Below are 16517 nucleotides of genomic sequence, written 5' to 3'. Positions count from 1 at the left end.
TCTCCTTTGGCGGAATGCCCGCCGGGGTGTCAGTTTATCAGCCGTTGGCGAGTCATGTTTTCAAGGTAGTCGGCATAGGCGGCACGCGATTTTTCCGTTTTGCTCACTGCCGGAACAGCGACATCCCACCAATGCCCCGCAGCGCCGAAACCCGGCCCCTCCTCGGCGGTGGTCTCGATCACGATGACGGTTGGAATGTCGCGACTGCGGGCATGTGCAATCTGGACTTGCAAATCGGCGATGCTCTCGGCCTTGACCGCATAGGCCCCCATCGAGGCCGCATGGGCAACATAATCAATCTCGGGCTGGGCCTCGACATTGCAATCGGCATACATGTTGTTGAACGGCGCGCCACCACAGCCGAGCGTTTGCAGGCGGTTGATACAGCCGTAGCCACGGTTGTCTGTCAAAATCACCGTGAAAGGCACTTTGCGCATCACCGCCGTAGCCAGTTCCGAATTCGCCATCATGTAGGATCCGTCACCGACAAAACAGATCACGTCGCGCTCGGGTCGGGCCAATTTGAGCCCCATGGCGCCCGCAACTTCGTAGCCCATGCAAGAATAGCCGTATTCCATGTGATAGCCGCCTTGGGATGGTTGCCACAGCAGCTTGAGCGCTCCCGGCATGGTGCCCGCGGCACACATCGCGATGGCGTCCTCCCCCGTCGCGCGCTGAACCGCGCCGATCACCTCGGCATCCAGAGGGCGACCGTCTTGTGTGGCCTCGCGCGGCAAACAATGGGCCGTGACGGCGGCCAACCACTCTGTCCGACATGCGGCATCGACCACGGGGGCTTTGTGATCGCCCAGGGCGGCGGAGATCTTTTCCAGCGCCACTTTGGCGTCCGAGACCATCGGAATTGCACCATGTTTGACCGCGTCATAGGCCGCCACGTTGATCGACACCAGCCTACGACCGGGCTTTTCAAACAACGTCCACGACCCGGTGGTGAAATCCTGAAACCGGGTCCCTACACCGATGACCAGATCCGCATCTTTCGAAACGGCGTTGGCGGCGGCAGAGCCGTCCACACCGCTCGCGCCAAAGTTCATCGGGTGAGCCTGCGCCAACGCAGACTTGCCGGCCTGCGTTTCAACGACAGGGATGTTGTGCGTGCTGGCGAACGCAGCGAGAGTGGCCTCAGCATCGGAATAGATCACGCCCCCGCCGCAGACGATAACCGGATTGGAGGCGGATTTGATCATCGAGACCACTTCGGCGAGTTCGAGATTGTCCGGCTCGGGGCGGCGCACGCGCCAGACTTTGGGTTCAAAGAATTCAACCGGATAGTCGTAGGCCTCGGCTTGCACATCCTGACAGAAGGCGAGGCAGACAGGCCCACAGTTGGCCGGGTCAGTCATCACCGTCAGGGCGCGCGGCAAGCACGTCAAAAGGTGTTCAGGTCGGGTGATCCGGTCGAAGTAGCGCACCACGGGTTTGAAGCAATCATTGGCCGAAACGGTGCCATCCTCAAAGCTTTCGATCTGTTGCAAAACCGGATCAGGGCGGCGGTTGGCAAAGACATCGCCGGGTATGAACAACACCGGCAGACGGTTGACATGCGCCAGTGCGGCTGCGGTCACCATGTTGGTGGCGCCCGGTCCAATGGAAGAGGTCACCGCCTGTGCGCGGCGGCGTTTCAGCCCCTTGGCATAGGCAATGGCTGCATGTGCCATGGTTTGCTCGTTCTGGCCACGCCATGTCGGGAAACTGTTGCCCGCGTCTTGCAAGGCCTCACCGAGCCCCGCCACATTACCATGACCGAAAATCCCCCAAATGCCGTCGATAAATCGGTCACCCTCTTCAGTGAGTTGCACGCTCAGCCATTTTACCATGGCCTGCGCGGCGGTCAGTCGGATTGTTCCGCTCATCAGATCACTCCATATTTAGACGAGCATCTGCCCGTGCCTTGTCCCACACCGAACACAGAGCCTCATAGCGTGTCGCCATCTGTGTCACGGCCTCTGCATCGCTCATCTCGCCCTTCATCCAAGCCCGTGCCGCGTCACCAAAGATCGTCCGGCCGACGGCAAAGCCTTTGACCAGCGGCTGTTTGGCAGCCAAAGCAAAGCTCTGCGCGAGTTCGGCCTCGGGCGCGTCCAGACCCAGCACAACGATCCCTCGCGTCCGCGGATCATTGCGTTCGATCGCGGCCACCGCGTTTTGCCATGCGGCGTCCGTCTTAAACGGCTCAAGTTTCCACCAGTCAGGGTAAACACCCGCATCGTAGAACTGCTGGATCAGGGTCGCGCTTGTGGTGTCATCCACGGGGGCGACCTTGGAGGGGATCACCTCCAGCAGAAATTCAAGAGTGTTGCGGCGCGCCGCCGTGAACAGGCGCTTGACGCGACCTTCCTGCAACGCGCGGGTTTCGGGTGTGTCGTCTGGGTGGCAAAAAACCAAAAGCTTTACCACATTCTCGCGGGCCCATTCTTTGAAACGGCCGAGATCAAGCCCAAGGTCCTCTTCAAACGCAATCGGGCGCGACCCCGGCAGCTCGGTCGGGCGACCGATCCACAGGCCAGAGCCGGACGCGGCGTGCAGGGCGGACCGTCCAATGCGATTGTCGCATAATATGCCATACCCGGGCTGACCATTCTGGACCTTGAGCGCCGCCGCGAGGCAAAGCTCTTTGAACAGGCTGCCTTTGTCTTTCGAGTAGCCGTCCATCTCTTCAAGTTGCAGGCGGTGGTCAAAGGCGAAGGTGCGTATGCTCGACCAGTCGCCATGCCGATTTGTGGCCCAATGCACCTGTTCCAATTCGACGTCGTTGCGTAGGTCTTTGCGCACGATACCGCGATCAAAGAAGAACTGTAGCTCATCCCAGCTTGGATAGGCCGGGGTACAGCCGTGCCGACTGACCGCAAAAGCCCCACAGGCATTGGCATATTTAAGAGTGGTCGACCAATCTTCACCATCAAGCCAGCCTTTGAGCAGCCCCGAAAAGAAACCGTCGCCCGCGCCCAGAACATTAAACACCTCAATCGGAAAGCCTGGCCCGGTCTGGCCATCGTCCAGACTGTCAGGAATATCACCGTCAAACGCCACCGCACCGTCCGCTCCGCGCTTACACACCAGCGTCGCCTTCGAGACCTCGCGCACGGCACGCAGCGCTTTGATCGTATCGGTCGAGCCACCCGCGATATGGAATTCTTCTTCCGTCCCAACAATCAGGTCGAAGTAATGCAGCGTCTCCATCAGCTTAGCCGTGACCTCAGCGCTTTCGACGAAGCGGCTTTCGCCATCGCCATGACCGGCCAGTCCCCAAAGGTTTGGGCGATAGTCAATATCCAGCGCCGTCTTCAATCCGTGCTGACGTGCCAGTTTCAACGCCTTGATGACGGCGGCCTTTGTGCGCGGGTGGCTCAGATGGGTGCCGGTCGCAAGGACCGATCGCGCTGACGCGATGAAAGCCTCGTCGATGTCCTCCTCACACAGCGCCATGTCCGCGCAGTTCTCACGGTAGAAAATCAGAGGGAATTGCGTCTCATCGCGGATGCCAAGGATCACCAACGCAGTCAGACGCTCGCTGTCGGTTTTGACACCTTGGGTCGAGACGCCATGACGCTCCAACTCTTCACGGATGAAGCGGCCCATATGCTCATCACCAACGCGCGTGATCAGGCCAGACTTCAGGCCCAAACGTGCAGTGCCGCAAGCGATGTTGGTTGGAGATCCCCCGATATACTTGTCAAATGACCCCATATCCTCGAGCCGTCCGCCAATCTGAGACCCATAGAGGTCTACGCCCGCGCGGCCAATCGTGATTACGTCAAGCTTGGTCATATGTCTCTCTCCTTAAGGCGCCACCGGGCGACCGTTCGAGGTCGCCATCGCGTGAATGATTTTTTCGATTTTCAGGCCCTCGGCAAAATCAGGACCGCAGGGCGCATCGCCCGCTATGGCCCGGATCAAGTCGCGGGCCTCGATCACTTTTTGCTCGTTGAAACCGAAATTATGGCCCGGGGCAGGACAGAAGGCCGCGTAATCGGGTTGCTCCGGCCCGCTCAGGTGGCGGGTAAAGCCCGCCTCATCTGTTTTGTGGACCCAAAGTTCGTTCATATTCTCTTGATCGAAGATGATCGTGCCATCGGATCCTTGCACTTCCCATTGCAAGCGGCACTTGCGCCCGCGTGCGACCCGAGAGGTCGCAAACACGCCCTGCGCGCCGGAGGTAAAGCGGATCAATGCCAGCGCACTGTCTTCATTTTCCACCGCCTTGGGGCCCTCGGGAGAGTGCCGCAAGGGAATGGCGATCTGGGTCTGGGCGGTCAGTTCGGACACATCCCCCATCAGCTGGATCATCACGCTGACCAAGTGGCACCCAAGATCACCCAGCGCCCCAAGACCGCCCGCTTTTTTCGTCATTCGCCATGACCAAGGCAGGTCCGGATCAGCGCTGTAGTCCTCGTCATAGACCCCGCGAAAGGCCAGCGGCGCGCCAATCCCCCCTCCGCCAGTATTTTGCGCGCCATCTGAAAGGCCGGTGAGCGCAGATAATTATATCCAAGGAGCGTCACCTGATCGGGATTTCGCGCGGCAAAGGCGGTCATTGCTTCGGCATCTTTCAGCGTCAGTGCCATCGGCTTTTCCAGCCAGACATGCTTGCCAGCCTTCAGCGCGGCCTCTGCCATCGGTCGGTGCAGACCATTGGGCGTTGTGATCGACACCACGTCGACCGCAGGATCGGCAATGGCGGCCTGCCAATCATCGGTGCTTCGCTGAAATCCAAACTGGCGAGCAAAACGCATGGCGGAGTCTTTTGTGACATCACTCAGAATTTCCAGTCGGGGCGGTTCGCCTCCGAACACCGCCGCAACCTGACGCCATGCCAGCGCATGGCACTTTCCCATAAAGCCTGTGCCAATCAGGGCCACACCAAGCGATTTATCCGGCATTTTGTACATTTTACACACAATTTCCTAGAGTGCGTTCGGAAGGTCGTTCCGCGCCTTACTGTCCAAGGGCTTGGCAAACTCTCCGGGAATGAGCTGCGCGCACGCAGCCCATCCCGGGAGGCGTTCAGATGGTGCCACCAAGCGACCCTTCGAGTGCGGCCATTTCTTGACCGCCCGCCATGAGGTCTTGAAGCTCTTCGGGAGTGATTTCTCCCCGCTTGGCTGTCCCCAAGGTTTTACCTCGATTGAGCACTGTGAACCGGTCGCCAACAGCCAGCGCATGACGCACATTGTGGCTGATAAAGACAACGCCGATGCCCTGCTTGCGCACCCTGTCGATGGTTGCCAGCACATTTGACGTCTGGCGTACACCCAACGCCGAGGTCGGCTCATCAAGGATCAGAACCTTGGCCCCGAAGTGGACAGCACGCGCGATGGCGACGGTCTGACGTTCACCCCCGGACAGCGTGCCGACGGCTTGATCGGGACCACGCAGGTTGATGCCCATCTCACGCATGGCTTTGACGGTCACCTCATTGGCTTTGGCCACGTCAAACCGCTTCATCAGCCCCCGTCCTGTCGTTGGCTCGCGTCCCATGAAAAAATTTCGTGTCACGCTCATCAATGGGATCATCGCCAGATCTTGGAACACGGTCGCAATCCCGGCCTCCATCGCGTCACGCGGGGTGGCGAAATTCAACGGTTTGCCTTCAAACAGGATTTCGCCCTTTGTCGGTCGGTGCACGCCCGACATTGTTTTGATGAAGGTCGACTTGCCCGCGCCGTTATCACCCAAAAGGCAGTGGCATTCGCCGGGCCGAACATCAAAGCTGACCCCGGCAAGAGCGATGATATTCCCGAAATGCTTTTCAATGTTTTTCATTTCGACAATCGGACTGTCGTTTTGTGTGGCGTCGCCATGATGGAACTTGGTGTCTTGTGTCATCTCAGCGCTCTCCCGTCACTCGTTTGCGGATGGCATTGTTGAACATCACGGCGATCAACAACATTCCACCGAGAAACACCTGAAACCAGTCCTGATCGAAGTTGGTATAGGTCAGCCCGATGACGACCATGCCGAAAATGATCGACCCAAAGAACGCGCCGATGGCCGATCCATAACCGCCAGTCAGCAAACACCCACCAACCACTGCTGCGATAATCGCCTCAAATTCCTTTTGAAATCCGCGCCGTGCGTCTGTGGAGCCCGCATCCATCACGGTGATGATGGCCACCAATGCCGCACAACATGCGGTCAGCATGAACAACGAAATCTTGACCTTGTTGACCGGAACACCGGAGTTCGAGGCCGCGGTCCGGTCCCCACCAGCGGCGAAGATCCAGTTTCCGACCGGCATGCGCAAAAGCACATAGGTGGCGATCAGAGCGATAGCGACAAACCAGAGGATTTCGACTGGGATGCCAGGCACTTTTGGCGTGCCATTATTGAAGGTTGCCACAAGGCCCATATCGGCAAGCTTCGCAAACAGCCCCGGAAAGGCGTCCCCGGAAAAGACCGGTGCCAGCCAATCGTTTTCGACCGCTTCACGTACACCGCGCAACTGTGTCGAGCCACCTGTGGCCCATTTCAGCCCAACAAGCGACAAGCCGCGCAGGATGAACAAAAAGCCCAGAGTGACAATAAACGACGGCAAACCCGAGCGAATAACAAGATTTCCGCTCAACGCGCCAACAGCGCCCGCAAAGATAAATGTCAGCGGAATGGCGACGATCAGCGGCAAGTGCCATGTGACCGCACAGACACCGAAAAACAAACCCGAAAAGGCCACCATAGAGCCAATAGACAGATCGAATTCCCCGCCGATCATCAACATCGCCGCACCAATGGCCAGAATGCCCAACTGGGATGCGGGGGTCATAAAGTTTATGATACCCGACAGGCTGAACATCGAGCTGTCAGCGGTGATGGAAAAGAAAATTACAACCAGTATGACGCCCGCGACGGCCCCAAGTTCCGGACGTTTGATCAATTGCGCAAATAACGGTTCGGCCTTGAGCCGTTCGTCCGCAGCGCTTTGGACGGTATCATTCATTCTGACCTCCCTTTTTCAAGTGGAGCGGCACTTTTGCGCCGCTCCGTTCTTGTGCTTGGTGCCATCCAAAGTTAGCGGATGCCTTTTGCCGACAGTTCGATAACCTGAGCAGCCTTGTCAGCCGTAATCAGGTTCGGACCCGAGGGAACATTGCCGCCGGGCATCAGGCCAAATTTGGCATGCAGCGCCATGAAGTTAACGGACAGATAGCCCTGCAAGAACTGCTGCTGGTCGATCGCAAAAGCGGCATCGCCATCAATGATGGATTGAAGGAAGCTGGCCGACATATCGAACGAAGCAACGTTTACGTCACGACCAGATGCTTTGGCTGCGGCCACTGCAGGCTCGCCCGCAGTCGAGGCACCGAGGGCCATCACAGTGTCAATAGCGGTATCCGAAGACAGAGCTGCGGCGACCTTGGCTTCGATCTCCGCTGGATCGTTGCTGGTTGGCAAGACGGTCACAGAGCCACCAAAACCTTCAGCGAAACCTTCGCAGCGCAGATCAAGCGAGACATTGCCGACTTCTTGGTTCACACAGATTGCTGTCTTGCCACCCATCTCAGCCAGCTTCGCACCCGCGGATTTCCCCGCATCGAACTCGTCCTGACCCACATGCAAAAGGGCACCAAGGCCCTTGGAGACATCCGAGCCGGAGTTGATCGAGATGACCGGAATACCAGCCGAAACAGCCCGTTGGATTGATGGCCCGAGCGCATCTGCGTCGGGAATTGACACGATCAGACCAGCGGGTTCCTGATTTACGGCAGCGTCGATGAGTTGTGACATGGCGACCATGTCAAACGTTTCCGGCGAGCGGTAGTCGACGTTAACGCCGGCGTCCTTGGCCGCTTGTTCGGCACCATTTTTTACAACTGACCAAAACGGATCGTTGGCCTGACCATGGGCGACAACAACGATGTCCTGTGCCAGAACTGGCGTTGCGAACGCCAATGCGCTCGCGGCCAGAGCAGCTTTTACAAATTTTTTCATGGATCTCCTCCCTTAGGTTCCACTGATTATTTGGGGCGAGGCCCCGCGTTCATCCGGCTGTACCGGATTTCGTATCCCCGGCCTTTGTCGGTCGGAGAAATCTGTTTCGAGCGCTCGCTGTTACGCCAAGACTGGCGCAACCTCCTCCAGCAAGACCGCCCGACCAAACTCTAACGACCGATTTGCAGCCTCAGCCATTGCCAAAGCCGTCACGCCATCCTCAAGGGTGACAGGGAACGCCGATTTTGTCTCAACAGCTTCGACAAATGCGGCCCATTCCGCCTCGTATGCTGGCATGTAGCGTTCGAGGAAGAAGTAGGTCGGCTTGGCTCCGGTCACGCCCGCCACTGTGGATTTCACCATGGTGTTTTCCAGCATGTTTTGCGCCTGAAGCAGCCCTTCCGAGCCCAGCAGTTCGAGACGTTGATCATAGCCATAAACGGCGCGCCGCGAATTTTTGATCACGGCAATTTTGCCGTCGGCATATGTCATCGTCACCACTGCGGTATCAACGTCACCCGCAATCCCGATCTCGGGGTCTACGATAGACGAGCCAACGGCAGAAATGCTGACAGGTGCCTCCCCCATAATGAAGGTTGCCATGTCGAAATCATGGATCATCATGTCACGAAACAACCCGCCAGACACTTTGATATAAGAAACTGGTGGCGGGGATGGATCAAACGACGTGATCGACAACAGTTCTGCTTTGCCGATCTCACCGCCAGCCAGCGCGGCTTTTACGGCCGAGAAGTTCGGATCAAAGCGGCGGTTAAAGCCGATCATGACTGGTCGGCCAGACTGAGCGACTGCCGCTTGACAGGCGCGGGCCCGCTCAAGGCTGAGATCAACAGGTTTTTCGCACAGCACCGCTTTGCCGGCAGCGGTTGCGCGCTCAATCAAATCCGAATGCGTATCGGTCGATGTCGCAATGAGCACCGCGTCAATCGTTGGATCGCCGATGATTTCGTCCGTGGTGCGCACCTCGCAACCAAAGTTCGCTGCGAGCTGTTTTGCGTTTTCGGCAATCATGTCCGAAACCGCCACCAGTGTGCTCTTGCGGTGTGCGGTGATGGCTTTTGCGTGCACTGTCGCAATCCGTCCCGCACCGAGAAGTCCAACCTTCAACATACATCCTCCCTTTCCCGAATCTTGGGTATGTATGGAGTCATAACGGCAAGCTGCACGCGCGTGCAAGAATAAATTGCACGCGCGTGCAAACACATTGTCTTTTTCGACCCCATCACGATACACTCAGATGAACGGAGGGCCGAATGAGCCAGATAGAAAACCAGAAGTCGGACGAGACAGTGACCGCAGACGATGTCGCAAAGCTGGCAGGCGTATCGCGCTGGACGGTCAATCGCGCCTTTAAAAAAGACGCCTCAATCTCAAGAAAAAGTCGGGAAAAAGTGATGGGGGCCGCGCAAACGTTAGGCTATGTGCCCGATCTTCTGGCCTCAAGCCTCGCCTCCGATCGCAGCAATCTTGTCTGTCTGTTGATCGACGATTTCGCCAATCCGCACAAACTTGTCATGTTGGAAAGATTAACCCGAGTTCTGCGCAAAAACGGCTTGGATACGCTTCTGGTGAACACCTTCGATGAAGAGGACACCTCTGCTGCATTGCTCAATGCCAGTCAAAGGCGTGTAGATGCCGCGGTTCTCATCGGCATACAATTCACGGATCGCAGCCTCGCGACCGCCTTGGGGGCGCGCCGCGTGCGTAAGTTGATCGTCTTCGCACGCAGTTCCGAGAACCCCGATACGATTTCGATCTGCTGTGACGACCGTGCGGCAATGAACGAAATCACGGATTACATCGTAGAGAAAGGCTATCGAAAGCCGCTCTTTCTTGCGGGTCCGCAGTCAACGTCGGCACATTTGGGGCGCAAGGAGACATTTCTCAAACGCTGGCAGGAGGCATTCGGCGCGACGCCGGATTTTATTTCAGTGACCCGCTACGATCCGCAGTTGGCGTATGATCAGGTTGTAGGTTATTTTGCGGATCACTCGGCGTTGAATAACGTTGATATCATCGTTTGTGAAAACGATGCGCTTGCCGTTGGGGCCGTTGATGCAATCCGCACGAAACTGGGGCTCCGCGTCCCCGAAGATATCGCCGTCATCGGGTTTGATGACATTCCTCAAGCCGATAGCGCGAATTACAAATTGACCACATATCGCCAACCCCTCTCGGCAATGGCAGAAGGATTGGTCGACGTTCTGAAAGGAACGGCCGAAAACGAGCAGCTCCGCCATTTTCTGGGCAAGCTTGTTATTCGTGAAAGTGCTTGATGCAGGTCTTGACGGCTTTGTCATGGTGTTCGGCTGACCTTGTTAGATCGACTGCAACCCGGACCCAATTTTGGCTTCTGTCTTCTGATTTGCGTAGGCGCGCACTTTCTTGGCGATAAATTCTGCGCCATAACACCTTCGGAATGACGCTGATTGAGGGGCTCTGGCCACCTGCGCAGCCTTCAAATTGCGCGAGCCGGGTGGTCATAGCCAAGTCTCAGCTCCCTACAGTGGTTTTACACAAATCACCCTATTTGGACCCATAGCTGCTGACGTGGGAATCCCCTGAGTTTCCTAAAGCCCGGGCCATTCCCGGAACGCTTTAATGCGGCACCATCATTGTTTCAGCATATGCGCGTTCAATCCGCGCCGTTTCATCGTCGGTCAATGCCTTGAACTCAATGGCTCTGGCACGATGCGACAGGGTACCGCCGTTCTGTTGGAGGAAGCGGAACAAAAGATCAATGGTGCGGGCAGGCATATCAACAATGGCTTCGATCTGGCCGCGGAACGCATCGTAATTTCGCAGGAACGCCGTCTCGGACGGCAGGTCTTCTTCGATTGTCTTTTGGACGCATGAATAGAGAAACTCTGCATGTGGGGTCGCGTCGAAGAAGCGGTAGAAATTGCCTGTGTCATTCAAGACCTGAACGTTGAATTTCTCCGTCGGCTCCCACTCGATCAACGGTAGCAGCCGTGCGGAATAGCTCTCAAGGACCGTTCTATACTCATCTATGCGCTCAAAGATCGCGGCGGACACCGGGAAGACAACCCCTGGCGGGTTGAAACCGCGTTCCGCCAGAACATGATGGATCAGGTAGCGGTGCAGTCGGCCATTGCCGTCCTCAAACGGGTGGATGTAGACAAAACCGAATGCAAGGATTGCAGCGGACACGATCGGGTCGGAGTGCCGAGACGCGCCCTGATCAAACGCGATCATCCCATCGGTCAGGGACGGAAGATCTTCATGTCGGGCACTTATGTGATCAGGCAACGGCATCCGTGTTTCGCGGTCATGCTCGCCAACAAAACCGCCCTCGTCGCGAAAACCCAGCTTGATGAACCGGGCATCACCGATGACGATCTGTTGCAATCGTAGCAACTCATCGCGGTCGAGCGGTTTGCGCCCGGCTTCGCCGATCGCACGACCCCATCGCTGAATGCGGTCTTGTGGCGGGCGCTCGCCTTCGATGGCGTAGCTGGACCGCGAGTCCTTGAGCAGAAGGAATGCAGCCGTGCGCGCAAGCAAGTCTCGGGGGACATCAGCGATGACCGCACGGGCGCGACTGGCCAGGTCCATCGCGATGAATTCTTCGAGTCTTGGCGTGCGAAAGACCAGTGGGCAGAAATCTCTCGTCCCCGGCAGGTTGTTTTTCAAGCGGTATCGGGGCGCGTTTTCACCTTCTGTCGCGAACTGCTGTTCGGGATCAACGACTGGCACGTAGCGACCGCCCTCTGCATCTGGCAGATTCAATCGGCTGCCTGTTAGCCATTCATACAGAAACCAGATGCGCCTTGCGTAGCTGCCGGTCGGCTTGTTGCGCACGATGTCAACAATGGCGTCAGGCCCGGTGGCCGCGAACAGCGTCGTGAGGACGGCCAGATCGAGCCCTTCGTACTTGAGCGCGAAGGTGAGGTGGCCATCTAAGTCTGCACTCGGGGCGTGGCGTGGCGTCAGGATGCGCCATATCTCATCCTCAACGACCCGGTGATGGTTCCCGATTGCCGAAAGTTTGCGTGGCAGGGGCACAGACAATCCGTAGGCGTCGATCAGTGCGCCGTAGCCTGCCAGGGTGGCGGTCTCTGGAAGGCGGCGTTCCTGAAAAACGGTCCTCGATCCCGAAAAATGTACTCCTTGGTCGGATGACATGAATTTCGTTCCTTAGCGTGACTTCCTGCTACGGAGCTTGATATCCATGAATTTTGTTCTCGTCACTCGAAAAATGTGTTTTTATTGCGCTTATGTGTGAAAAATGTTTCTTTGAGTACTGAGAGCGGAATGCCACCTTCTCCCTGATCTTGCCGCCAATCAGGCCCTGCAATTGCTTTGGGGCTGCAGCTGGGTCGAAAGATAGAGCCTTTTGGACAGCAGATCACGGATCCGGGGAATAAACCGATATGACAGCAGCGCAGTGATGGCGAAGACGTGATCCGTGAAGCCTCCGGCGTCGGCGTATTGTTCTTTGATTTTTCGCCCGACCTCGTTCATGAGCAGACCGTCCAGGATGCAGGGCGCTTCGTTCACGGTCGCCGGAATGTTCTGGGTGGCGAATGGGCCAAACTGATCGGAGACGTCGAGCGCAGATACCGCTTTGTCAGCAACGATCAAATTTGGCTCAAGGGTCAGCGCGCGTGCGATGCAGACCCGTTGTCTTTGCCCGCCGGAAAACTCATGAAGATACCCATGTGAAATATGCATGAGGTTCGCCCCGTTCAGCTTGCAGCGCCCGATTAGACTGCTCTTCGCGGGCGCAGGAGCCGCAAACTGGGGCGTCATCGCTTCATTGATCGCGACCCGCAAATTAAACGATGCCGCGCCCAAACCCGCCTGACGCAATCAACATGCCGTCGGTCAAAAGCCCGCCAAGGGCCTCGGAGGCGGTGCAGAAAATCTTACGCATCTGTGCTTCCGTTGCGCCATGCTGGTTCTTCCTTTGCAAAGAAGGCGGCGATGCCGTCACGGGTTTCGGTGGTTTCCCAACGGTCGGCCAATGCCGACGCAGAGAACGCCGCAGCAGCGATGGGATCGGCTCCACCAAGCGCAAGGCAGAGCGCCTTGGCCTCGGCCACCGCTCCCGGTGCGCATTGCAGAAACTGCACGACTTCGGCCTCGACTGCATCGTCGAGATGAGCCGCAGGGCAAGCTTTCGCCACGACACCTGCGCGGATCAGAAAGCCCACATCAAAAGGTTTCGAGTTGAAAAAGACCTGACGCGCGAAAGACGCACCAAGGCGGCTCACCACGAACGGACCGATGGTTGCGGGGATCAAGCCGAGGCGTGTTTCAGTGAGCGCGAACCGGGCCGCGTCTTCGGCGATGACGATGTCACAGACGCAGATCAGCCCCAGTCCGCCCCCATAGGCCGCGCCGTGGACGCGCCCGATTACGGGTTTGGGTAGAGCGTTCCAACAGCCCAACATGCGGGCCAAAGTCATCGCCTCCTCCATCTTGCCAGCGCGGTCCTTATTGGCCTGCGCTCGCATCCAGCCAAGGTCTCCTCCCGCACAGAAAGTCTTGCCCTCTGCCTCCAACACAACAACCCGCACGTTTTCATCGTTGGCGAGCCGTTCGGCGACGGCGGTCAACTCCGCGATCATTACTGCGTCCATCGCATTGTGTTTGGCGGAGCGGGCAAGAGTGACGGTCGCAACCTGACGCGCGTCTATGGTCAGGCGCACTGTTTCATAGCTCATGGTCGTGTCCTCATACTGTCAGTTTGGTCATGTCGCTTACAAGGCGTTCAGCAGCGCGCAGGACGTCTATGTCAATGCCCGTGTCGTAGCCGAGTGAGGCTAGGCGCTCCACCAAGGTAAGGGTCGAAAGGTTCCCCTTCGCGCCAGGGGCATAGGGGCAACCACCCAGGCCGCCGACCGCGCTGTCAAATGTGCGCAAGCCGAGATCAAGAGATGCCTCTACATTGCCGAGCGCGGTGTCGCCCGTGTCGTGAAAGTGTCCCGCGAGGCTCTGCGCAGGAATGCGTTCGAGCACTGTCTTGAGCATTCGAGACACGCTTTCGGGAGTGCCAGCTCCGATGGTGTCGCCGAGGGAGATCTCGTAACAGCCCATCTGTTTGAGAGCGTGAGCCACATCACGCACAGCTTCGGGTGCGACAGCGCCATCATAGGGACAGGCCACCACGCAGGAGACGTAGCCGCGCACAGGGATGCCCGCATCGCGGGCGGCGTCCATGAGGGGGGTGAACCGCTCAAGGCTCTCGGAAATGGAGCAGTTGATGTTGTGTTGACTGAACCCTTCGGAGGCGGACGCGAAGATCGCAACTTCGTCCGCACCCGCCGCGCGTGCCATTTCGAAGCCTTTGAGGTTCGGGGTCAAAACAGCATAGTCCACGGTCGGCACCCGAGAGATCCCATCCATGACATCGCGGGCATCGGCCAGTTGCGGCACCCATTTGGGGGAGACGAAACTTGTGGCTTCGATCTTCTCGAACCCCGCCGTTGACAAGATGTCGACAAGCCCGATCTTCGCCGCCGTCGGGATGAGGGCCTTTTCGTTTTGCAAGCCGTCGCGGGGGCCTACTTCGTAGACACGAATATGGTCGCTCATGTGGTCTCCTCGTCTTCAAGTGTGACAAGGATAGCGCCGCCTTCGACCTGACTGCCCGCCGCGCAGAGCACACTGGCGATACGGCCCGCGCGTGGCGCGGTCAGCGCGGTTTCCATCTTCATCGCCTCGATGACGCCGAGCTTTTCGCCCGCCGCCACCGTGTCTCCGACTGCGGCGTCGAGTGCCACAATCGTGCCTGTCATGGGCGCCACCACCGCGTGCCCCTGATCAAGATCGGCGGCGCGGCCCGCCCGTGGATCAAAGAGCAGGAAATCGCGGACAGTGCCGCCCGTACGGACAGAAGCCGAGAGCCCATCTGGAGTTGGTGTGAGGATGATCCAGGCTTCAACTTGCGCATTCGTTGGGCCAGTGCGGGCGCGGACATGCGCCCCCTCGAGGGTAAGATTACGCAGGGTTAGAGCCTCTTCGCCACCGGCCAAGGTGATTGCCCCATCCGCATGCAAGATCAAGCGGCGTTCGTGAAGTTCAGGGCCTTGGCGTAAGAGAACGTGATGCGATGCGTCCCCCCAAAGGCGCCAACCTAAACGGGGGTTTTGGGGATCAATGCCGAGGCCCGCAATGGCTGCAAAGGCCAGATGGATTTCGGAGGTCGGCGCGGGAGTTGTCAGCGCGTCGAGATCGCGCTCGATCAGTCCGGTATCGAACTGGCATGTCTGAAATCCTTCGTGCAGTGCCAGCGTGGTGAGGAACTCGGCGTTGGTCGTGGTTCCCGCAACATGGGTGCCGCGCAGCGCATGGACCAACCGCCCCAGCGCCTCGGAGCGGTCTTCGCCATGGGTGATGACCTTAGCAATCATCGGATCGTAGAACGGGCTGATGTTGTCGCCGGTGCGCACGCCTGTGTCATTGCGGGCGGCGTCTGAGAAGGAGAGGTGGTCGAGTGTCCCTGTCGCTGGCAAAAAGCCGTTCACGGGGTCTTCGGCGTAGAGGCGTGCCTCAAACGCGTGCCCGTTGATCGACAGGTCGGATTGCGCAACAGGCAGAGGCTCCCCTGCGGCCACGCGCAGTTGCCACTCCACGAGATCGACGCCGGTGATGGCTTCCGTCACGGGGTGTTCGACCTGAAGGCGCGTGTTCATTTCCATGAACCAAAAGCCGTCTGTGCGCAGCGGACCTGATCCGTCGACGATGAACTCGATGGTGCCCGCGCCCGCATAGTCGATGGCCTTTGCGGCCATTACGGCGGCGTCAGTCATGGCCGCGCGCACCTCTTCGGTCATGTCCGGGGCCGGGGCCTCCTCGATGACCTTTTGGTGACGGCGCTGCAGCGAACAGTCACGTTCAAACAGATGGACTGCGTTGCCGTAGTTGTCCCCGAAAACCTGCACTTCGATGTGCCGCGGAGACGTAATGAATTTCTCGATCAGAACATGTGGGTCTCCGAATGCGGATTGGCCCTCGCGAACTGCAGAGGCCAGACCGTCGCGAAAATCTTCTGGGCGATCCACTTTGCGCATGCCCTTACCACCCCCGCCTGCACGGGCCTTGATCAGAACGGGGTAACCGATCTGTGCGGCCTCGTTGGCGAGGAAGTCAGGGTCTTGGTTCGCACCTTGATAGCCGGGAACGACGGGTACGCCCGCCTCCTCCATCAGGTCTTTGGCCGCATCCTTGAGGCCCATGGCGCGGATCGCGCGTGCCGACGGGCCGATGAAGGCAAGTCCGGCCGCTTCGACGGCATCTACGAAGTCGGGGTTCTCGGAGAGGAAACCGTAGCCTGGATGGATGGCTTCGGCGCCTGTGTCTACGGCCGCTGCAATGATGCGGTCGCCCACAAGGTAGCTTTCGCCTACAGGGGAGGCACCGATGTGCACGGCTTCATCGGCCAACTCGACATGCAACGCATGGCGATCGGCGTCGGAGAACACAGCCACAGTTTGGACACCCATACGACGGGCGGTTTTGATGACGCGACATGCGATTTCGCCACGGTTGGCGATCAGTATTTTTGCAAATGGTGGGGTCAT

The 16517-nt window shown here is 58.2% G+C and carries 11 protein-coding genes and 3 pseudogenes; 1 reads left to right on the top strand and 13 read right to left on the bottom strand.

All coding sequences use genetic code 11. The annotated features are described in order from the left end of the window. Positions 1-29: 29 nt before the first annotated feature. The 7 genes and pseudogenes from iolD to iolG all read right to left on the bottom strand — a co-directional run bounded on the left by iolD (position 30) and on the right by iolG (position 9078). Complete coding sequence (gene iolD / locus DA792_RS00835) at positions 30-1874, bottom strand: 3D-(3,5/4)-trihydroxycyclohexane-1,2-dione acylhydrolase (decyclizing) (RefSeq protein WP_107717545.1); 1845 nt, start codon at positions 1872-1874, stop codon at positions 30-32. A gap of 4 nt (positions 1875-1878) precedes the next feature. Further along, complete coding sequence (locus DA792_RS00830) at positions 1879-3789, bottom strand: bifunctional 5-dehydro-2-deoxygluconokinase/5-dehydro-2-deoxyphosphogluconate aldolase (protein ID WP_107717544.1); 1911 nt, start codon at positions 3787-3789, stop codon at positions 1879-1881. 12 nt (positions 3790-3801) lie between these two features. Continuing rightward, positions 3802-4910, bottom strand: a pseudogene (locus DA792_RS00825) (Gfo/Idh/MocA family protein). A 115-nt stretch (positions 4911-5025) separates the two neighbouring features. Continuing rightward, positions 5026-5847, bottom strand: coding sequence for an ATP-binding cassette domain-containing protein (locus DA792_RS00820; protein WP_107717541.1), 822 nt, complete (start codon positions 5845-5847; stop codon positions 5026-5028). A 1-nt stretch (position 5848) separates the two neighbouring features. After that, on the bottom strand, positions 5849-6955 hold the full coding sequence (locus tag DA792_RS00815) for an ABC transporter permease (protein ID WP_107717540.1): 1107 nt from the start codon (positions 6953-6955) through the stop codon (positions 5849-5851). A gap of 71 nt (positions 6956-7026) precedes the next feature. Next, positions 7027-7947: a sugar ABC transporter substrate-binding protein gene (locus DA792_RS00810; RefSeq protein WP_107717538.1), complete on the bottom strand. Its 921-nt coding sequence runs from the start codon at positions 7945-7947 to the stop codon at positions 7027-7029. Positions 7948-8067: 120 nt separating this feature from the next. Further along, a complete protein-coding gene (iolG, locus tag DA792_RS00805) occupies positions 8068-9078 on the bottom strand; it encodes an inositol 2-dehydrogenase (protein ID WP_107717536.1) in 1011 nt (336 codons plus the stop codon). A 143-nt stretch (positions 9079-9221) separates the two neighbouring features. Here iolG and DA792_RS00800 point away from each other — a divergent pair, with 143 nt between their 5' ends. Next, complete coding sequence (locus tag DA792_RS00800) at positions 9222-10244, top strand: LacI family DNA-binding transcriptional regulator (RefSeq protein WP_107717534.1); 1023 nt, start codon at positions 9222-9224, stop codon at positions 10242-10244. Positions 10245-10566: 322 nt separating this feature from the next. Here the strand turns inward: DA792_RS00800 and DA792_RS00795 are convergent, their stop codons facing one another. The 6 genes and pseudogenes from DA792_RS00795 to DA792_RS00765 all read right to left on the bottom strand — a co-directional run bounded on the left by DA792_RS00795 (position 10567) and on the right by DA792_RS00765 (position 16517). After that, entirely contained in the window at positions 10567-12114 is a 1548-nt protein-coding gene (locus DA792_RS00795; RefSeq protein WP_107717532.1) for a Fic family protein, read from the bottom strand. A gap of 133 nt (positions 12115-12247) precedes the next feature. Further along, a pseudogene (locus tag DA792_RS00790) lies at positions 12248-12537 on the bottom strand (Tn3 family transposase); the annotation flags it as partial. Positions 12538-12564: 27 nt separating this feature from the next. After that, positions 12565-12663, bottom strand: a pseudogene (locus DA792_RS22600) (ATP-binding cassette domain-containing protein); the annotation flags it as partial. 194 nt (positions 12664-12857) lie between these two features. Further along, positions 12858-13658, bottom strand: coding sequence for a crotonase/enoyl-CoA hydratase family protein (locus DA792_RS00775; RefSeq protein ID WP_107717529.1), 801 nt, complete (start codon positions 13656-13658; stop codon positions 12858-12860). 10 nt (positions 13659-13668) lie between these two features. Continuing rightward, positions 13669-14529, bottom strand: coding sequence for a hydroxymethylglutaryl-CoA lyase (locus DA792_RS00770; RefSeq protein ID WP_107717527.1), 861 nt, complete (start codon positions 14527-14529; stop codon positions 13669-13671). Then, positions 14526-16517: an acetyl/propionyl/methylcrotonyl-CoA carboxylase subunit alpha gene (locus DA792_RS00765; RefSeq protein WP_107717524.1), complete on the bottom strand. Its 1992-nt coding sequence runs from the start codon at positions 16515-16517 to the stop codon at positions 14526-14528. Before DA792_RS00765 ends, DA792_RS00770 begins: the two co-directional genes overlap by 4 nt.

Source organism: Celeribacter baekdonensis, assembly GCF_003047105.1.
Classification (GTDB): Bacteria; Pseudomonadota; Alphaproteobacteria; order Rhodobacterales; family Rhodobacteraceae; genus Celeribacter; species Celeribacter baekdonensis_B.
Note: the sequence above shows the minus strand (reverse complement) of the source record. Positions and strands in the feature narration are given on the sequence as shown.